General features: G+C 44.8%; 15 protein-coding genes. 5 read left to right on the top strand and 10 right to left on the bottom strand.

Going from position 1 to position 18,810, the window contains the following annotated elements; all coding sequences use genetic code 11:
* Positions 1-72: 72 nt before the first annotated feature.
* Positions 73-2,118: a M13 family metallopeptidase gene (locus ACFGVR_RS05395; protein WP_448701634.1), complete on the bottom strand. Its 2,046-nt coding sequence runs from the start codon at positions 2,116-2,118 to the stop codon at positions 73-75.
* A 214-nt stretch (positions 2,119-2,332) separates the two neighbouring features.
* On the opposite strand from ACFGVR_RS05395, the gene ACFGVR_RS05390 reads away from it, so the two are divergent.
* A complete protein-coding gene (locus tag ACFGVR_RS05390; RefSeq protein ID WP_448701632.1) occupies positions 2,333-3,385 on the top strand; it encodes a glycosyltransferase in 1,053 nt (350 codons plus the stop codon).
* On the opposite strand, the gene ACFGVR_RS05385 is transcribed toward ACFGVR_RS05390, so the two are convergent.
* From ACFGVR_RS05385 to ACFGVR_RS05375, 3 genes are read right to left on the bottom strand one after another with little or no spacing between them, the layout of a single operon-like run.
* Positions 3,382-4,482 carry a glycosyltransferase family 4 protein gene (locus ACFGVR_RS05385; RefSeq protein ID WP_448701631.1) on the bottom strand — a complete coding sequence of 367 codons (1,101 nt, stop codon included), beginning with the start codon at positions 4,480-4,482 and terminating at the stop codon, positions 3,382-3,384. The two genes, ACFGVR_RS05390 and ACFGVR_RS05385, sit on opposite strands and share 4 nt — an antisense overlap.
* Position 4,483: 1 nt before the next feature.
* A complete protein-coding gene (locus tag ACFGVR_RS05380) occupies positions 4,484-5,635 on the bottom strand; it encodes an amidohydrolase family protein (RefSeq protein ID WP_448701630.1) in 1,152 nt (383 codons plus the stop codon).
* Positions 5,635-6,525: a class I SAM-dependent methyltransferase gene (locus tag ACFGVR_RS05375; RefSeq protein ID WP_448701628.1), complete on the bottom strand. Its 891-nt coding sequence runs from the start codon at positions 6,523-6,525 to the stop codon at positions 5,635-5,637. The genes ACFGVR_RS05380 and ACFGVR_RS05375 overlap by 1 nt, the downstream gene beginning before the upstream one ends.
* 26 nt (positions 6,526-6,551) lie before the next feature.
* On the opposite strand from ACFGVR_RS05375, the gene ACFGVR_RS05370 reads away from it, so the two are divergent.
* Genes ACFGVR_RS05370 through ACFGVR_RS05355 form a run of 4 tightly spaced genes read left to right on the top strand, consistent with a single transcriptional unit; the run spans position 6,552 to position 11,387 of the window.
* Positions 6,552-8,051, top strand: a complete 1,500-nt coding sequence (locus tag ACFGVR_RS05370) for a B12-binding domain-containing radical SAM protein (RefSeq protein WP_448701627.1) — start codon at positions 6,552-6,554, stop codon at positions 8,049-8,051.
* 9 nt (positions 8,052-8,060) lie between these two features.
* Positions 8,061-9,098, top strand: coding sequence for a radical SAM protein (locus ACFGVR_RS05365; RefSeq protein WP_448701626.1), 1,038 nt, complete (start codon positions 8,061-8,063; stop codon positions 9,096-9,098).
* Position 9,099: 1 nt separating this feature from the next.
* The gene (locus ACFGVR_RS05360; RefSeq protein WP_448701625.1) at positions 9,100-10,569 is read left to right on the top strand and encodes a B12-binding domain-containing radical SAM protein; all 1,470 of its coding nucleotides are present in this window, start codon (positions 9,100-9,102) and stop codon (positions 10,567-10,569) included.
* Positions 10,566-11,387: a class I SAM-dependent methyltransferase gene (locus ACFGVR_RS05355; RefSeq protein ID WP_448701624.1), complete on the top strand. Its 822-nt coding sequence runs from the start codon at positions 10,566-10,568 to the stop codon at positions 11,385-11,387. Before ACFGVR_RS05360 ends, ACFGVR_RS05355 begins: the two co-directional genes overlap by 4 nt.
* Positions 11,388-11,468: 81 nt before the next feature.
* Here ACFGVR_RS05355 and ACFGVR_RS05350 read toward each other — a convergent pair whose 3' ends face one another.
* The 6 genes from ACFGVR_RS05350 to ACFGVR_RS05325 all read right to left on the bottom strand — a co-directional run bounded on the left by ACFGVR_RS05350 (position 11,469) and on the right by ACFGVR_RS05325 (position 18,677).
* Entirely contained in the window at positions 11,469-12,392 is a 924-nt protein-coding gene (locus ACFGVR_RS05350) for a nucleotidyltransferase domain-containing protein (protein ID WP_448701623.1), read from the bottom strand.
* 182 nt (positions 12,393-12,574) lie between these two features.
* Positions 12,575-13,870 (bottom strand): O-antigen ligase family protein, encoded by a 1,296-nt coding sequence (locus ACFGVR_RS05345; RefSeq protein WP_448701621.1) that lies wholly within the window; start codon positions 13,868-13,870, stop codon positions 12,575-12,577.
* A complete protein-coding gene (locus ACFGVR_RS05340) occupies positions 13,848-14,972 on the bottom strand; it encodes a DUF1972 domain-containing protein (RefSeq protein WP_448701620.1) in 1,125 nt (374 codons plus the stop codon). Before ACFGVR_RS05340 ends, ACFGVR_RS05345 begins: the two co-directional genes overlap by 23 nt.
* Positions 14,973-14,981: 9 nt before the next feature.
* Positions 14,982-16,106, bottom strand: a complete 1,125-nt coding sequence (locus ACFGVR_RS05335; protein WP_448701619.1) for a glycosyltransferase family 4 protein — start codon at positions 16,104-16,106, stop codon at positions 14,982-14,984.
* A complete protein-coding gene (locus tag ACFGVR_RS05330) occupies positions 16,103-17,062 on the bottom strand; it encodes a glycosyltransferase (RefSeq protein WP_448701617.1) in 960 nt (319 codons plus the stop codon). Before ACFGVR_RS05330 ends, ACFGVR_RS05335 begins: the two co-directional genes overlap by 4 nt.
* A complete protein-coding gene (locus ACFGVR_RS05325) occupies positions 17,052-18,677 on the bottom strand; it encodes a hypothetical protein (protein ID WP_448701616.1) in 1,626 nt (541 codons plus the stop codon). The genes ACFGVR_RS05330 and ACFGVR_RS05325 overlap by 11 nt, the downstream gene beginning before the upstream one ends.
* Between the last annotated feature and the right edge of the window lie 133 nt (positions 18,678-18,810).

Raw genomic sequence — 18,810 nt, 5'->3', positions numbered from 1 at the left:
TTTTAAACCCGGGGCTTTTTTATTGTCATTTCCTTGACTCGAGACTTCAGACTCAAGACTCCGGACTGATCCTTACCACACATTTACACGCTCAGCTTCGGGGCGGTAAAGTTTATCGGTAGGTTGTATGTTGAATGCTTTGTAGAAAGCAGGCATATTATACAGCGGGCCGTTAACACGGTACATTTCGGGCGAGTGCGGGTCGCCGCTGATGCGCTGCCTCATGGTTTCGTCGCGATCTTTGATACGCCATACCTGTGCGAATGACAGGAAGAAACGCTGATCGGGTGTTAAACCATCAATTTTGGTATCGCCTTTACCTTGTGGGGTATTTTTGAAGGCCTGGTAAGCTATGGCCAAACCGCCAATGTCGGCTAAGTTTTCGCCAAGGGTTAGCTGGCCGTTAACGTGCAGGTTATCTTTAAGTACAGTGTATTTGTTGTACTGATCAACAACCACCTGTGCACGGGTTTTAAATTTGGCGGCATCTTCGGGTGTCCACCAATCTTTCAGGTTACCGTCTTTATCATACTGGCGGCCCTGATCATCAAAGCCGTGGGTCATTTCGTGCCCGATAACCGCGCCGATAGCACCATAGTTGATGGCATCGTCGGCATCCTTATCAAAGAATGGGAACTGCAGGATACCGGCCGGGAAAACGATCTCGTTAAACGATGGATTGTAGTAAGCGTTCACTGTCGGCGGAGTCATGCCCCACTCGGTACGGTCAACAGGCTTGCCCAGTTTATTGATCATTTCGGTATAATCGTGTTTAGCTATTGACTGCTGGTTGGCAAAGTAAGTAGCCTTGTTGATGGTCACGTCATCATACTTTTTCCATTTATCCGGGTAACCGATCTTTTTGGTAAAGGCATTTAATTTTTCTTCGGCCTTCTTTTTGGTAGCGTCGCTCATCCAGGTGTTTTTCTCAATACGGTCTTTATAAACACCTTGCAGGTTATTCACCAGGTCGAGCATGCGTTGTTTTGCATCCGGGGTAAAGTACTTTTCAACGTAAACCTGGCCAAGCAGTTCGCCTAAGCCATTGTCAACGCTCGATACCATCGATTTCCAGCGCGGTTTTTGTACTTTTTGGCCGCTCATGTTTTTACCCCAAAACTCAAACCGGGCATCGCGGAAAGCTTTGCTTAAGTAAGGTGCAGAGCCATTAAGCTCGCCGAATTTCATTTCGGTTTTCCAAACGTCAATAGGCTGGCTTTTCAGCAGGCCATCCAAAGCCTGGTAGTATTTAGGCTGCCCAACCAAAACAGTATCGGTTTTAGCGCCTAAACGGTTTAGTACGTCTTTCAGGTCAACGTCAGGCATTTGTTTCTGGAAATCAACAACCGCAAATTTGTTGTAGTTCTTTACCGGGTCGCGCAGTTCAACCGGAGTTGAGTGCGATTTTGCGATCTGGGTTTCCAGTTTCAAAACAGCATCGGCATTTTTAGCAGCGGTAGCTGGGTCAACACCGGCAAGGGTAAACAGTTTGGTAATGTATTTAACAAACTCGGCGCGGATCTTTACACTCGCGCTGTCGGTTTTTGAATAGTATTCGCAGTTAGGTAAGGTTAAACCCGACTGGCCAAATTGTGCCGCGTTTTTGGTGCTGATCTTATCATCGGGCGAAATGTTAAAACCAAACAAAAAGCCATCGCCGGTTTTAAAGCCATCAGCCGAGAGGGCTACCAGGCCTTTATAATCCTTTACCGCGTCAATTTGTGCAAATATCGGTTTCAGCGGGTCGAAACCTAATTTTTCGATGGATACCGTATCCATACCGCTGGTATAATAATCGGCTACCTTTTGCTCGTTAGATCCGGCAGGATTATCATGTGATGAAAGATCATCCAGGATCTGGTGAAGGTTTTTCTGGTTATCATCAAACAAAGTATAGAATGATCCCCAACCGGTTTGCGAAGCAGGTATTTCGGTTTTTTTTAACCAGTTACCGCTGGCGTATAAAAAAAAGTTGTCGCCGGGTTTAACAGTGGTGTCCATGCCGCTTTTATCGAAAAATACAGTACGGGCGGCAGCCGCATCAGTACTTGTTTTGTTTTTGCACGACACAGCAAGTGCTAAAGGGATTGCCAGCCACACGGAGGATTTTGTTTTCATGATTTTTGAATAATTTAATCAGTTTGTGTGAAAGGTAGAGATTATATTTCTGATTGACAAAAAGGCTTAAATCAAAAAATAATTTTCTTATGCCGACAAATAAAGAAATATTGCTTGGCATTGCGCCTGTTTTTATTCCAGGCAGTTTTCGATGGCCGTAAAATAAATAATTACAGGCAACTATACGCGCCGCATTGGCGTAATCCTTATAACAATGAACGGAAGTAAAACCTTAGTGATATTGAGCCCCGGCTTCCCCGAAAGCGAGGCCGACACCGCCTGCATGCCGCTTAACCAGGTTTTTATCCGCGCGCTTAAGCAAGCTTACCCGCGATTGAACATCATTATCATAGCTTTCGAATACCCTTTTAAAAAGGCATCATACACCTGGAACGATATTCCGGTAATTGCCCTGGGCGGCAAAAACCGGAGCCGGGCGTATCGTTTAGCCAACTGGGTACAGGTATGGCAAACGCTGGCTAAACTCAATAAGCAACATCAACTCATCGGGCTGTTAAGCTTTTGGTTTGATGAGTGCGCATTTGTTGGCCATTACTTTGCAAAGCTACACAGGCTTAAACATTTTAGCTGGATGCTGGGGCAGGATGCAAGGCCGGGTAATCGTTATTTTAAATGGATAAAGCCAACCGGCGAATCGCTGATCGCTTTGTCGGACTTTGTGGCCAGGCAGGTATTTAAAAACTATGGCATTTTACCCGGCAACACCATTACTACCGGGGTTGATGTTTCCCTGTTTGGACCCGGCGGCCGTGAGCGCGATATCGACATTTTAGGTGCCGGAGCATTGATCCCACTTAAACAATACGACATATTTATTGATGTGGTGAAATTTTTGAAAGAGTTTATGCCCGATATCCATGCGGTGATCTGTGGTAAAGGTCCCGAAAAGGAAAGGTTGCTGACTATCATCAAACAAAACAAGCTCGAAAACAATATTACCTTACGGGATGAGGTGCCGCACGCCGAAGTGCTTTCGCTGATGCAGCGCTCTAAAGTGTTTCTGCACACCTCATCGTACGAAGGTTTTGGCGCTGTGCTTTTAGAGGCCCTGTATGCGGGTGCGCAGGTGGTATCGTTTGTAAAGCCAATGGATGCTCATATCGAGCATCATCACCGGGTTAACAATATGATAGAAATGTGCCTTACGCTGCTCGAGATATTTGAAGAGACCGAGCCCGATCATGCCCCTGTGCTGGCCTATCCTATTGAAAACGTGGCCAGCAACATTATGCAGCTTTACGCCTAAAGTGAAGCCGCTATTTCTTCAAAACGTTTGGCTATTGCCTCAAATGAAAGGGTGGATCTGAAAAATGCCAGTACTTTTTCGCGCTCGGCGGGAATATTCAAATAATAGTGGCTTTTAAATAACGTGGTGAGTAATTGCTGCTGGTTCCCGGCTTCATATAACAAGCCCACCCGCCCGTTATCAGTCATGCTGCGAAACGAAAAGATATCAGTAATAATGGGGATACATCCACAGCTCATGGCCTCGCAAACTGCAGTACCGCTGCCTTCGTAATACGAGCCTGCTACAATAAAATCGGCACTGTTATACCAGTATAACAGGTCGTCATGAGGTATGCGGCCAATCAAACCCACCGTATTACCGTTGGGGTGCTGGTTTAGTAAAGCTTTGATCTCGTCAAGCAACTCCTCGGTATGGTAGATCATGTACAGCCTTGCGTCCGGACTGCTATCGGTGAAACGTAAAAATGCGCTCACTACGGTTAAGGGATCCTTATTCTGATCAAGCCGGCCCACCCATAAAAATACCGGGGTGCCGGTTGCGCCTGTTCTCGCTTTCGCCGATGCTTTATCGACAGGATAAAAAACCGAGGATACCTCCATCACCTCGTGTATCTTTTGGGGGGATGTAAGGTTACCTTTGGTTACCCATTCGGCACCCATGGCATACGATGCAAAAAGGGTTGCATTTACACCCCTGTCGGCTAATCTTTGCAGCTGTTTTTTAAACCCGGTAAATGGCTTTTCGGCATGGTTTTGTACCATTATCGGGATACGGGGGCCTAATGTCAGTCGTAATTGTATTACCTGCAGCGGGTTATTGAGGCCCTGGATAAATACAACATCAGGTTTTTGCCTTTTGATAAAACGATGCATGGCCAAAGGAAAGTGGCGTTCGGTTTTGGCAAATTTTGTAAACAGGTAGTTTACACCATTATGAAAAGTTTGGCCGGTATAGTCGATATGCTCAATGCTGATAACCTCGTGTTTTTTGCTTAGCGCCTCTAAAATGCCCGTGTAAATATTGATGCGTTTAAGCCAGGTTAAAGGGCTTTTAAACTCGGGCGTTGTTACATAGCTGGCAAAAACAAATTTCATGTTAAGTAACTAATGCTGATTTAATGTGCGTACTTACCGGAAACTGTACATCGGCCTGGTATTGTTTGATCTGTTCCATCAAACCCGGCAAATCACCCTGTACATATTTGCAGCTATTGCCAATAACTATCCGGCTGTAGCCTGAGGTATCGATATGTGCAGCGCTAACCTGTTCGTACAACTCCTCATCAAAAAGGCGAATATTACCCTGGTGTATCACCATTAAAATATCGGCAGGCCGGGTTGCGCAAAAGCCCCCCTTATCTTTACTTATCACGATATCGGCATCCTTACCCGCGGCTATTTTACCACAGTTCAACTTCCATGCCTTTGCGGGATTATCGGTTAGCGTATCATACAATTCATTATCGTTCATCATTCCGGTTGTTTGCGCCATCCGGATATGGTCCCACAGGTCCCAGGTTGAGGTAAGGGTGGAGTCGGTACCAAACAGGATATCGGTAGCCATTTTCAGCGTACCGATATCGGCTGTTTTATTAAGCAGGTAATAATTTGATTGCGGGCACCAAACCAGGGCCTTAAAGCTTACTGCCTGGCTGGGTTTCATGGCCACACCATGTATGCCTATCAAATCGCGGTTAAGCAGCGTCCACCTGATCAGTTCGTTAATTTCGGTAAAGGCGCTGATATCCGATCCTTCGCCTACGTGTATCACCGCTGGCATGCGCACTTTAAGCGGGTTGTTAAGGCGCAACCGCCAGTTATCTTCAAGTGCTACCGAGTGCAGGTTTTGGCAACGGTCAAAAACAGTGATCAGCGGATCGTTAATTTGCAGCTGTGCGCCATGATTTACCACGGTGGTGATGCCGCAAAGCAAATTTTTATAAATACCCCATTGCGTACGCAGCTCTTTCGGGATATTGAGCACTGCCTCGATCTCGGTTTTATAATTGTTATGGATATACTCGCTCCACTCTACATAGTTAGAATACAACTTATTACCCAACTGCGGGAAAAGGTTGAAATCCAAATGATCGTGCGAATTGATCAATCCCGGAAAGGCTACAGCATTGCTGAAGGTAAATTGCGGCCCGTTATCTGCCTTCGGGGATAAGCCGGTTATCCTGCCATCGGCAATGCCAATGGTTACCGCCTGCTCACTATCAACCAGTTTTACGCCGCTTAAAACCATCACTCTCTTTTTAAATGGATGCCGTATATCATGGGTTTACCCTTAAAACTATTGTATACATGCAATGCATCCTGTTTTTCGTAAAAATGCTTTACCGATTCATCTATCACACGTTCTGTTTCGGTAATTACTGTAAATCCTTTTTCAGCAAAAAGCTTTTTCAAAGCACCTGTTGAGTGTACATGATTGCGGATGCCGATCAGTTGATGATCGTGCTTAAAAGTGCGCCGCCCACCCTGCGCCAATGCCTGCGGATGAAAGTCGGTGATGATGATCTGGCCTTGCGGCTTCAATATCCGGCACCATTCAAGTAAAGCATATTCCAGGTTTTCAATGTGCGCGATAGTTAGGGTTGAGATAATGAAATTATAAGTACCATCAGCTACATCGGCTAAAAAATCATCGCGGTTTATTTTAACCAGGTCGGCATCGGGGAATTTAATGTGCAGCCTTTGCAGCATCCCCTCGGATACATCGTAACCGGTCAGATCGCCTGCCTGGTGCTGGTACAAAAGCGGCCAGTGCCTGCCCGTTCCGCAACCTATATCTGCTACTTTTTTTCCCTTCAAATCAACGCCGGCCATAAATTCTCCAAAAACCCGGCTGTCGAGATAAAACATCAGGTTATCCGGCTGGTCATCATAGCTGCCGGCCCAAAGATTGTAAGCTTCAACCGATCCCTTTTCGTGGATGCTTGTTGTATTGCGGCGGATAAAGCTTTTAATGGTTTGTAACATAGCCATGCTGATGGGGAAAATGAGTTTAAAAGGAATACGGCGTGTTTTTAAATAGGGTTGCCCCGACTTTATTTTTCGGGAAGGCAACGCTGCTTTGGCGGTTACCGTAATATTAACAGAAACGCCTAATTGATGAGTAGGTGTGTTATGCAAATTAGCTGTTTATCCAATCAGATGTTATGAATAAGGTTTTGCTGTTCAATCCAAAAAGCGCCAATAATACCTTCAGAATACCCAATTCTATTTTAAACATAGCAGCTTCGGTTGAGGGAAAATACGAGTGGGCCATAGTTGACGGTAACCGCGAGGTGGATCCGCAGCAAACCATTATGGATTATCTGGCTACCGGCGAATACCGGTATCTCGGTTTTACCGTAATGCCCGGCCCGCAACTACGGCAGGCTATCCCGATAGCAAAAGCAATAAAGGAACGTTTTAAAGATACTACCATGATATGGGGCGGGTACTTTCCTTCAAATCATTCCAAGGTAGTTCTGGATTCGGGCTATGTTGATTTTATTGTGAACGGCCCGGGTGATAACTGCTTTCCGAAGCTGATCGATGCGCTCGAAAACTTTTTGCCTTACGAGTTTATCAAAAACCTGATCTATAAAGCCAACGGACAGATCGTTAAAAACGGAAAGGAAGATCTGATAGACCAGGACGCGCTGCCGCCATTGCCTTACCACAGGCTTAACCGCTTTTATCCCATGGAAAAATACCTGGGTAAAACCTACCTTGGCGAAAAGACCTTTGCTTACCACAGCAGTATCGGCTGCCCGTTTACCTGCTCTTTTTGCGCGGTAGTGCCTATTTATGAGGCCCGCTGGAAAGCCAAGTCGGCACAAAATGTTTATCAGGATGTAAAATACATTAAAGATAAATGGGGTGCCGATGCTATCGAATTTCACGATAATAATTTCTTCGTATCCGAAAAGCGCGCCGTAGAGTTTTCAAAACTGGTTAAAAACGAGGGCATGACCTGGTGGGGAATGGCGCGGATAGATACCATGAGTAAATATTCGGATGCTTCACTGGCGCTTATCCGCGAGGCGGGCTGTAAGTGTATTTTTTTTGGTGCCGAAAGCGGTAACGACGAAGTGCTGGCACAAATGGATAAAGGCGGTACACAAACCGGCGCGCAAATATTGGCTTTTGCCGAAAGGCTTAAAAAGTTTGACATTGTGCCCGAGTACAGCTTTGTATTAGGTACACCTGCCGAAACCCCCGAAAAAGTTGCCGCGCAGATCGATTTTGATATCAACTTCATCAAAAAAATAAAAGCAGTTAACCCCAACACCGAAATTGTAATGTACACCTACAGCCCGGTACCAACCGAGGGTTCGGAACTGTACGAACAGGTGGTAGCGGGCGGCTTTAGCTTCCCCGAAAAACTGGAAGACTGGATAAGCCCGGCATGGGAAAGTTTCGACCTGCGTAAAAACCCGCTCACGCCCTGGCTTACGCCCGAAATGATCGATAAGATACGCAATTTTGAAACCGTGCTGAACGGCTACTACCCAACCGTTACCGATATCCGCATGAGCGATATGAAACGCCGGGCCATTAAATTACTGGCAGGCATACGTTATAAGATCAACGTATTTAACTACCCCTACGAGATTAAACTATTGCATAAACTATGGCGCTATCGCCAGCCCGAGATACAAGGATTTTAAGATAAAACCATGGCCACGTTACTGCATACTTACAAACGTTACCGCACGTTGCAAACCAATATCATATCGGCTTTGCCGGTGGTGATACTGATGCCGCACAGCGCTTGTAACTGCCGGTGTGTAATGTGCGATATCTGGAAGGATAATAAGAACCTGAAACAACTGACCGAAACCGATGTGACCGACCTGCTGCGTTCGCTTAAAAAACTGGGCACGCAACAGGTGCTCATGTCGGGCGGCGAGGCGTTGCTCAATAAAAACTTTTTCAGGCTTTGCGCGATATTGAAAAAGCAGGATATCAGTATTAGTTTATTGTCAACCGGGCTCACTTTAAAGCACCATGCCGATGAGCTGATCCGCTGGGTTGATGATGTTATTGTTTCGATAGATGGCGATGAACAGTTGCACGATGCCATCCGTAATATCCCGGGAGCTTTCAATAAACTGCGCGAAGGGGTACAGTATTTAAAAGCGCTTAACGCTAACTATAAAATTACCGGCCGCAGTGTGATACACCGGTTAAACTTTCGCAATTGGGAAAACATTATTAGTGCAGCCAAAGAAATGGGTTTAGACCAGATCAGTTTTTTACCTGCCGATGTAAGCAGCGAAGCGTTTAACCGCCAAACCGCCTGGAACGAACCCCGGCAACACGAAATTTTATTAGCCGAAGAAGAGCTGCCCGAACTGCAGCAGATTGTTACCGCGATCAATCAAAACAGAAACGGGGATCAATATTTTATTGCCGAAAGCGATCAAAAGCTGCAGGATATTTATCACTACTACGCTGCATTTTATAACATCAACCCGTTCCCGTTTAAAAAATGTAACGCGCCCTGGGTGTCAGCAGTTATCGAGGCCGATGGCAGTGTACGGCCATGCTTTTTTCACGATACGATAGGCAGCATCCATGATGATGAACTAACTGATATTTTAAATAGTGATCGGGCTGTTAATTTTCGCAAAGCATTGAACATGAGCAGCAATCCAACCTGTGTTAAATGTGTATGCTCGTTAAATTTAAAACCGCATGTTAATTTAAACTAACATGAATAAGATACTTTTCAGTCATTCGTACTTCTTGCGGTTCGACCCTAAGCAATGGGAACTGGGTCAGCCTTATGCACCGCTGGGTACACTATATGCTGCCGCACTGATGCGGAAGAATGGCTATGAGGTATCACTGTTTGATACCATGTTTGCTGTTGATGCCAATGAGGTTGAACCGGTATTGAACGAGCAGCAACCCAACCTGTTTGTGGTGTACGATGACGGGTTTAACTACCTCACCAAAATGTGCCTCACCAATATGCGCGAGGCCGCTTTCGATATGTTTAAGCTGGCTAAGGCAAGGGGCTGCACGGTTATCGTTTCGAGTAGTGACTCGACCGACCGCTATAAAGATTACCTGCGTGCCGGTGCCGATTTTGTTTTAATAGGCGAAGCCGAAATGACTTTGCTCGAACTGGCCAACGCGCTTAAACAAGGCGTAAGCAATTACGATAGTATTGAAGGGATAGCATTTATAGAAGAAGATGGCACCGTTAAACGCACGCCGGGCCGGGCAGTTTTAAAAGATCTGGATCAGTTGCCTTTACCCGCCTGGGACCTGGTTGATATCGAGCCGTATCGTAACGCCTGGCTAAAAAGTAAAGGGTATTTCTCTATGAATATGGGCACCACCCGTGGTTGCCCCTTTAAATGCAACTGGTGTGCCAAACCAATTTACGGCAGCCGCTACAACTCGCGCAGCCCCGAAAATGTAATAGCCGAACTGAAATACCTGAAGCAACATTACCAACCCGACCATATCTGGTTTTGCGACGATATTTTTGGTTTGAAACCGGGTTGGGTACGTGAGTTTGCACGACTGGTAAAACAGGAAAACTTGTGCTTTAGGTATAAAATTCAAAGTCGTGCCGATTTGCTTTTGCAGGATGAACAGATAAGCGCCTTAGCGGCTTCGGGATGTGATAATGTTTGGATAGGCGCCGAAAGCGGTTCGCAAAAAATACTGGATGCTATGGACAAGGGCACTACCATCCAACAGATCCATGAGGCTACATGGTTATTGAAAAAGTACCATATCAAACCTTCGTTCTTTATCCAGTTTGGTTACCCGGGCGAAACTAAACAGGATATTGAATTAACTATTAAAATGATCAGTGAGCTATTGCCGCACGAGATCGGCATCTCGGTATCATACCCCTTGCCGGGGACGGTTTTTTATCAGAAGGTGCAAGCCGAACTGCAGAAAAAAACAAACTGGACAGATTCGGACGAAATGGCTTTGATGTATAAAAACACCTATCCGCCTGCGTTCTATAAGCAGTTGCACCGGTATGTGCATCAAAACTATCACCAGCACCTGGCTATCGATAGCCTGGTTAAACTGATCAAAAACCCGCTGGCGGCAACCTTTAAAACTCTTAAAAGATCGTTATCGCTATTTTATTATACCCCGCTTACGCTGATCGAGAAATATAAGCTTGAACGCACGGAAAGGGCAACCGCATGACCGAGATATTAAACCCGGCAAACGAGCAGGCATCCGCAGAGGCGTTCGGCAAACAATCGGCTGTATTTGACGATATTTATGCCGGAAATACCATAATCGATTACAAACGCGAACGGGTACGCGCCCATGTTTTACAATACCTGCAGCCAGGCAGCCAGATACTGGAACTGAACAGCGGTACCGGCGAAGATGCCTTATTTTTTGCACAGCAGGGACACTTTGTACATGCTACCGATATTGCCGCCGGCATGCAAAACCAATTAAGGCAAAAAATGCGGCAAGCGGGTATGCATAACCGGGTAACTACCGAATTGCGCTCGTTTACCCAACTGGCGCATCTGCAAAACCGGGGCCCGTACGACCTGATATTTTCGAACTTTGCGGGCTTAAACTGTACCGGCGAACTGGATAAAGTGCTGGCCTCGTTTTCGCCTTTATTGAAACCGGGTGGCATGGTCACCTTAGTAGTGCTGCCTAAATTTTGCCTGTGGGAAATGCTGCTGATATTTAAAGGCAAATTTAAAACGGCTACGCGCCGGCTGTTTAGCAACAATGGCGCTGCGGCACATGTGGAAGGTACTTATTTTAAATGCTGGTATTATGATCCATCGTATATCAGATCGCATTTAAAAAAGGAATTTGATGTGTTGGGTATCGAGGGTTTGTGTACTATCGTACCGCCATCGTACATTGAAGGCTTTGCCGAAAAACACCCGCGCGTTTACCGCTTTTTAAAAGCTCAGGAAAATAGATTAAAGGCTACCTGGCCATGGAAGTTTATCGGCGATTATTATATCATTTCGCTAAAGAAAAAGTGATTGGCGCGCAAAGGCGCGGAGGCGCAAAGATTTAAAACTATGAAATATCTTTGAGCATCTTAGTGCCTTTGCATGGAGTTATCAGCTATGCGCGAAATTGGTTTCGTATTGCTGTAAAAGCTGACCTACTTTATTTTGGTAGCGGTCTATCAGTTTGTTTTGAAAATTGGTGGGATCGGGTTTGGCGCAATGTTCGCTGGCATCCATACCCATCACAATGCCATGAGTGTTGAGCCTTTTTTGCTGCGATTTTTTTAACCAGCGATTGGCAGTTACATGCATCAGCTGCTTATCTAAAAACGTGCCTACCTGGTTATTCAATAATGCTTCAACCAACCTTTTTAAAATAGTGCTTTTTACCGGTTTTGCCGATGCTACCCGCATGCAATTATTAGGCAGGTAAATGCGTGTCCAGGGATTGGCCGAGTAAAATTTCTCAAAGGCGGTGTCGCCTTCTAAAGGTATTAGTGTTGCTACCTCAATAGCGGTGTAAATATTCTTTTCTACAATTTCGAGCCCCTGTTCGTCAATAAAATAATTCATGCAAAACAGGTGCTGCTTGTTAACCAGGAAGGTCATTTTTTTGAAGAAATGCAGCAATGTGCGCGCAACCCAAAGCCGGTTACCCGCGGTAATGATAAACAGATCGATATCCGATTGTTCGTCGGCAAAATTTTTGGATAGCGAGCCCGAAATACCAATACCGCGTACATAAGGAAACTTAATGAGCAAATTACCAACACGCTCGGCTACCTTGATCAGCTCTGCTGCTTTTTTATTGCCCGCGCTACGCCTTTTGGCAATGCCGAGATCATTTTTTAGCGTATAAAAATTATCGAATTTATAGATTGCCCGCTCTGCAACCAGTGATAAGATAGCATTTGAGAAAATAGCATGATCGTACCTTGTACCGAGGAACAAAAATATTTCGGACTGTGTTAACGGGTAGTTAAACACATCAAAATAAGCCAGCGTTGCCAATATGTTTTTTTTGATGTCCGACAATTTATTAAAGTTTAATACTTTTAAAATGTACCCGTTTCAAACGCCTTGCTTTGTTTTAAATTTCACTCGGGGGCGCTTATTTAACAACCGTTGAACCCTGTGCTATCGCGCCCCGTCGTGAAAAATCAAACCTTGTTTAATCCAACAACTATATGAATCTTACATAAGTTAACACGTATAAATCAGCACACTGGTTGCCCATTGGCTAAAATATTTTTTTGTATAGATACCCGTTTTAATATTGCCGCTTTTCGTTCCGAAAAAACAAACAGCGGATAGAACAAGCCGTAAAACATGGTGCCCTTATCTACATCGAAAATGTTTTCGGATAAGGATACAATGGCTATCAGCAGCATAAAAGTTATAAATACCACATCGGTTGTTTTAAACGCGATGTTAAAGCCATAGGCTAAGGTAAACAGGTAAATGAGCAGCCCGCAGATACCTGATTTGAGCAGGAAGCTTAAATACTGATTGTGCGAGTTTAACCCGTTTAAAAACGAATCGTAAAGCTTGTTTTTAAAAAAAGCTTCCTTTAATAAAATGATCTCTGACCCGGAGCCATGCCCGATAACCGGCGACTCCCTGATCAGCTGGATCACAATTCCCCAGCGTGTTACCCTGGAGTCGGTAGTTTCCGGTCCGTGCCTTTGTGATAGGTCCTGGCTGAACGAATTAAAATACCGTTCCTTAAAAGTAACCGAATGAAAGAGCAGCATGATCATCAACAACGAAGCCGCAATGCTGCCTGCCATAAATGTAATACGCCTACGGCCGGTGAGTAAAAAAAACGGCACCACAAAGTCGACGGTTAAAAGCATAACCGCCACCACCGATTTTGAGCTTAGCTGGATGAGGCCGGCCAACAATATCAAACAGCAAAAACTATAAAATATGCGTGTAGCTGTAGTGGCAGGCTTGAGTATGATAGTTAACAGGCAAATGATCGCGATACCAACCTGTAATGAAAGAAAAGTGGCATGCATCCCGATAGGATCCGAAAAATTATGGTTGGTAAACGCGTGAGAAAAAATGAATTTGATGGGATAATGAAAATACCTGATGAGGTATACCGCATGCACGTATAAATACACTACTGTTAAGGTGCAGCACAGCCCAAAAACCGTTAATAGCCGGGCGCGGTATTTTTTAATATTTAATGGGTTAAGGCAAAAAAGGATGGGGATGAGCAGGATCACGATCTCGCGCCCCATATCGTTAACAGCCTGGTTTTTGTAGGGACTGTATGTTGTGGCGATTAGCGTAACCAGGAATACCGATTGCAGTACTAACGTGCGTAACGTGATGATGGGCTTAACCTCACTTTTTTTGAGGTGAATTAAGGTGTGTATGGCAAAACTTACCAGGATAACGTGGCTAAAAAAATAATCGAACGGCAGGCTTACCAATAGCAAAAGCAGGTGGTAAAAGCTTATTTTATTGGCCAGCGTATCATCAATGAGCAAAAGCTTTCGCATAATTTTGATGATAATAACAGTCGATAATAAACTCTTCGTACTGGTCGATAATGTTTTCCCAGTTAAACTGGTACTGTATTTTTTCGAGGTTGTTTTTTACCATCCGGGTACCGGCTTCGTCGCGTTGTACGGTTTCAACTATCTGGCGCACCTCTGTCGAATCGGAAAAATAAAACGCATCCGAATTTAATACTGCTTTATTAAAAGGATTGTTATGCGCGGCTATCAATGCCTCGCTGGCCATGGCTTCTAAAAGCGACGGGTTGGTACCGCCAACGCTATGCCCGTGAAAGTACAGGTATGAGTTATTTTGCAAAGCGCGCACCTTAACGTTATCAAATATGGCTCCCTGAAACTGGATACGGTCGTCGTTTTTAAAACGATTGGTAATAAACTTGCCAAAGCGGTTTGAGGTATCGCCCAAAACTTTAAAATTCTTTTTTGAGTTGCTGTTATTGAAACCTTCCAATATGGTTTCGATATTGTTTTCGGGCTCCATGCGGGCCATCAGTAAAAAATAATCGGGGTTTACCGTTTGCGATGGCTGTCCTGTTCTCTCATCATCAGTTAACACGTCGGCACCGTAAGGAATGTAACGGCTATCAATGCCATACTTTTCGCCAAGGTAGGTTTTAATGGCAATGGCATCGCTTATATAATAATTGCTATGTTTTATGGCCAATTTTTCGGCATATTTTAAAAACTGCTGTACCGGCTTTGAGTATTTTGATCGCTTCCACTCCATGCCATCCATATTGGTGATGATAACACTTTGTTTTGGATACAGTTTACCCCAAACAGAGCTGCTGGTATAACCCATGATGAGTACCACATCAAAGTTTTTTTTGGCGGCATCGCGGATGCAGTTATAATCATAAATAAATTGCCCGGCCGTACCGATGGCATATTCGGGGTCGTAACAATGCACAATGTTAACGCCGTACCAACTATCCTGTTGGTAGGGGTGATTGTGCGAGTTGTAAACTGTTACCGAGTGACCGCGTTTAACCAGGCCGGCCGACACATACTCGGATATATGTTCAAAACCGCCATAAAAATTGGGGATGCCGCGTGTGCCTAATATTGCAATTCGTAGTTTCATATTGAGTGATCAGCTTAATAGATTATAAAATAATTCGCTGCTGCGCTGCCATTGGTATTGTTGGGCTACGATATCAGCTATATTGTTCAGGTAGTTATCATTCGGTGGTGTATCGATCATCTGCAAAAACTTTTGTTCAAAATCATGCTCATTTTGCGGATCGAAGGTGTATGGATTAAAAAAATCAAAGCTGCTCATAGCTGTTGCTGATGAGCACAAAACCGGGGCCTTACAAACAGCGGCCTCTAAGGGTGGTATGCCAAAGCCTTCGGCTTTTGATGGATAAACAAACAGGCGGCAGGCACTGTAAAATGCTGCCAGATCGGCCTGGCTAACCTGCGGAAACCAGTAAAATAAAGCCTTTTGCCCTGGGGTAAGGTTGTTGATCAACACCTGCAGCTCCGGTACATTAACCGATTCGCTGCCGATGAATACCAGCGCGATACCACGATCGAACAAACCGAGACTGATGTGTTTTTTTAGTAAAAGCGCATGGTTTTTACGGGGTTCAATCCGGCTAACGTAAAGTACAAAATTGCTTACGCCAAACTTTTCCTGTATCGTTTTTGCCGTGCCGGCTTTACTGTAATTAAATTTGGTAAGCGAGTTGTTTACGCCATTGGGTATTACGTGTATACTACTTGCCGCGATGTTATAATCGTGTGCGATGTGTTGTTTTGAGTAAGCCGATACCGTGGTTTTTATAGCGGCGCTTTTAATGCTCCGGCCAAACAGCAGGTTACGGCTGCTGCGGTAGGCAAATGAAAAATCGGCAGGGAAGGTATTGAACAGAACATCGTGCAGGGTAACAATGTACCTGCAGTTGTTTTGCTTTGGTGGTGCCATGTACTGAAAGTGCGCAAAATCAAACCGGTGCTTTTTTATGTACGACGGTATATCGAACAAAAACCTGCCCATGCCACCATTGACGTTTTTGTAGCGTAATATATTGGCCGGGTTTACCGATGGGAGTGCTGCCTCTATGCGCTCGGTGTGGTAGGCGCCCCAGTAAATATCCAGTTCGGGATGGGTATGCATCAACCCGGCGTACAGTTCCCTGATAAAGGTTTGCGTGCCCTGGTAACCGGCATCAAATGCGTGCGCATCAACAAATATTTTTGTACGGCTGCTCATAATCTGTTGGGGCTAAGTTTATGTAGCCAGGCTATCAGCCTTTCGGGCAGGTAGCTTACGGTGTACAGTAAATAATTATCAAACCGGAACGGATATATTTTAATGGCCTTGCGCACATGCTTACGCGCCTTTTCAGGCTCATAATTATTGGCCAGAAACTTCTTCCCGCAAAGGGCATGGTACGAGCCCTGCTTTATTTTCCAAACGTCCTGAGCTTTAATAATGGCCAGCAGTTCATCACCTTCAACCGGTGTAATTGAGCCGCGGGTTATGGCCGTGCGTTTTATCTCGCGGAAGCGTTTGCCCCGCCACCGCTCATCAATAGTAACCGAAGTAGGGTTAAGACGGTACTTGATGAGAGGCTGGGGCATATTGTACAATTTGCCTATGCGGGCAATATTGGTCCACAGCAAATAGTCTTCAAAATTGTGCGCGTGATTGGGGTAACCGCCGGCATTACGCACGCTTTCTTTTTTATACATCACCGTTGGGTGGATAAAAGGGCAATAGAAATACAGCTTGGCCATAATTTCATCGTGCGTGTGTGCAATACATTGGAAATTGAAAAGGAAATCGCCGTTCTCGATAATGTATTCGGCATCGCTGCCTACCAAAATGTATTCGGGGTTGTGTTGTAAAAAATGCAGTTGTTTTTCAAGCCTTTCGGGATAGCAGATATCATCGGCATCAAAGCGGGCAATGTAAGGCGCTGTAGCATGTTCAAGGCCTGTATTCAATGCCGCGGCTACGCCCATGTTGGGCTGGTCGATCAATTTGATGCGCGGATCTTTAAAGGTGCGGATGATATTGCGGGTACCATCGGTTGAGCCATCGTTAACAATGATCAGTTCAAAATCGGCGTAGGTTTGCTGTAGCACCGATGCGATAGCTTCGGCTATGTAACGCTCTGCATTGTAAGCAGGCATCAAAACGGTGATCATCGGGTTAGTTTCCATGGGGCATTAAAGTTTTGTTTTCCTTAATGTTCAGAAACATCATCAACTCAAACATTACCACAAGTGATAATTGCTCAAACCAATAATCGATGAAAAAGAACGTTGTGATGATGAGCAGCAACGGCAAACCATAAGTAAGCACCTTATAATTACGCGCGAAAAACCACAGATAGCCAAAAACAAAAGCGAGCAAGCCAAGCAATCCGTACTCTGATAACAATTGATCAAATACAGATGAGGGGTTGTTGGTGATGGAGTGCAGGCCAAGGTCGCGGCTAAAAAAGTTCATATACAGATCGAGGTGGTTGCTCATAAAAGCAGGGCTGATATAGGTGTACCTTTCGGGATACTTGCCACGTAAACCCAAACCGGATGCCCGGAAAGCGATTTTTGACGAGAAATTGCCAATGCCCAAACCGGTAAGGATATCTGCCGGGTTATGATATAAGGCCAGGATGGTTTGAATGATACCGGTTAGTTTTCCGGGGAAACCGGCAACATATTTTTTATGCGATGAGAGCGGCAATTCTTGCGGGTGTTCGGCAATAAAATCGAGCAGTATCTTTTTTTCGGGTTCAATTGTCCAGGCCGGGCGAAACTCATAAGCATATTTCCATTTTGGTTTAATGGCGATATGATCGGGTATGGGCGACGGTTTAACCTTTTCGGGGTTCATTGCCCTGTTAAGGCTATCGAGGTACAGTGCCGCAAATTTCTGGCGCTTTTCATCGAAATTAAGTGTGCTGTCGGGTTTGTCAGTAATGCGGATGGTGTCGCGGTCGAGCCTGAAGCTGGTATCAACCGGAATGTGCATTGCCCTTTGCGCCTGTTCTTTAACATAACGGGTGTTTTGCGGCGAGATCTTAAACATAAACAGCACAAAAAGCATCCCGCAAATGGCAATCATGCTTTTTTGATCTTTGGTGCTGTTAAAAATATAGATGAGCGCCAGGGTAAGCAGCAGTACTACAGTAATTAAATTACTGGTGGTAAGCAGCAGCGTTACCATGCAGATGAGCAGCATTACGGGCTGCTTTCTAACCAGGAAGTAAATTACTCCCAGCACATTCAATGCTCCGTTAGTTGATGAGATATCGAATGTGAGCCCTTTGATGTTATCGCCGGTATTGATAAAGTACAATTGGTTGAGGCCTTTGTAAGTATATGGGTTGGGATCGTGTATGCGCCAGATGATCAACAGCAAATTGCCTATTGAAAAAAGGGCGTTCACTACAAAAAACAGGCTGATGGTGCGATGGATGGTTTCGGTATCATTTTTTTCGACCATTAACTTAACCTGGTGCACTGCCAGGATAGCCATTAACCAGAAACCGATGCCGGTAGCAAAAACCAGCCAGTAATGCGCGTTTTGATAGCTTTGGGTAATGATGAGGCTGATTAACGCAATGGGTATAATAAGCAGGTAAAAAAGCGGCAGCCTTGAATTTTTAACGCTGAAGCCAAATTTAAAGTCGAATTGAAATAAGTAGATCAATACGATGGCCAATAATTTAACTTCGAGCTTGATGTTTAAAAAAAGCACCAGAAATACGAAGAGTTTCCAGTCCGCATAGCTTTTAAGCTTGTTAAAATTAAAGACAGTTAGTTTAAACATTTTTATTGGTAGGTACCGACATCAAATACCTTAATACTTGTATAAACAGATACGACTTGATTTTTAAATTGGTTGCCTGTATAACAGTGCATTTTTACTGATATTTGATGTTATTGTGGCGCGAAGGCAACTT

Source organism: Mucilaginibacter aureus (assembly GCF_053514885.1).
This window is presented reverse-complemented; position numbering and strand designations above follow the sequence as displayed.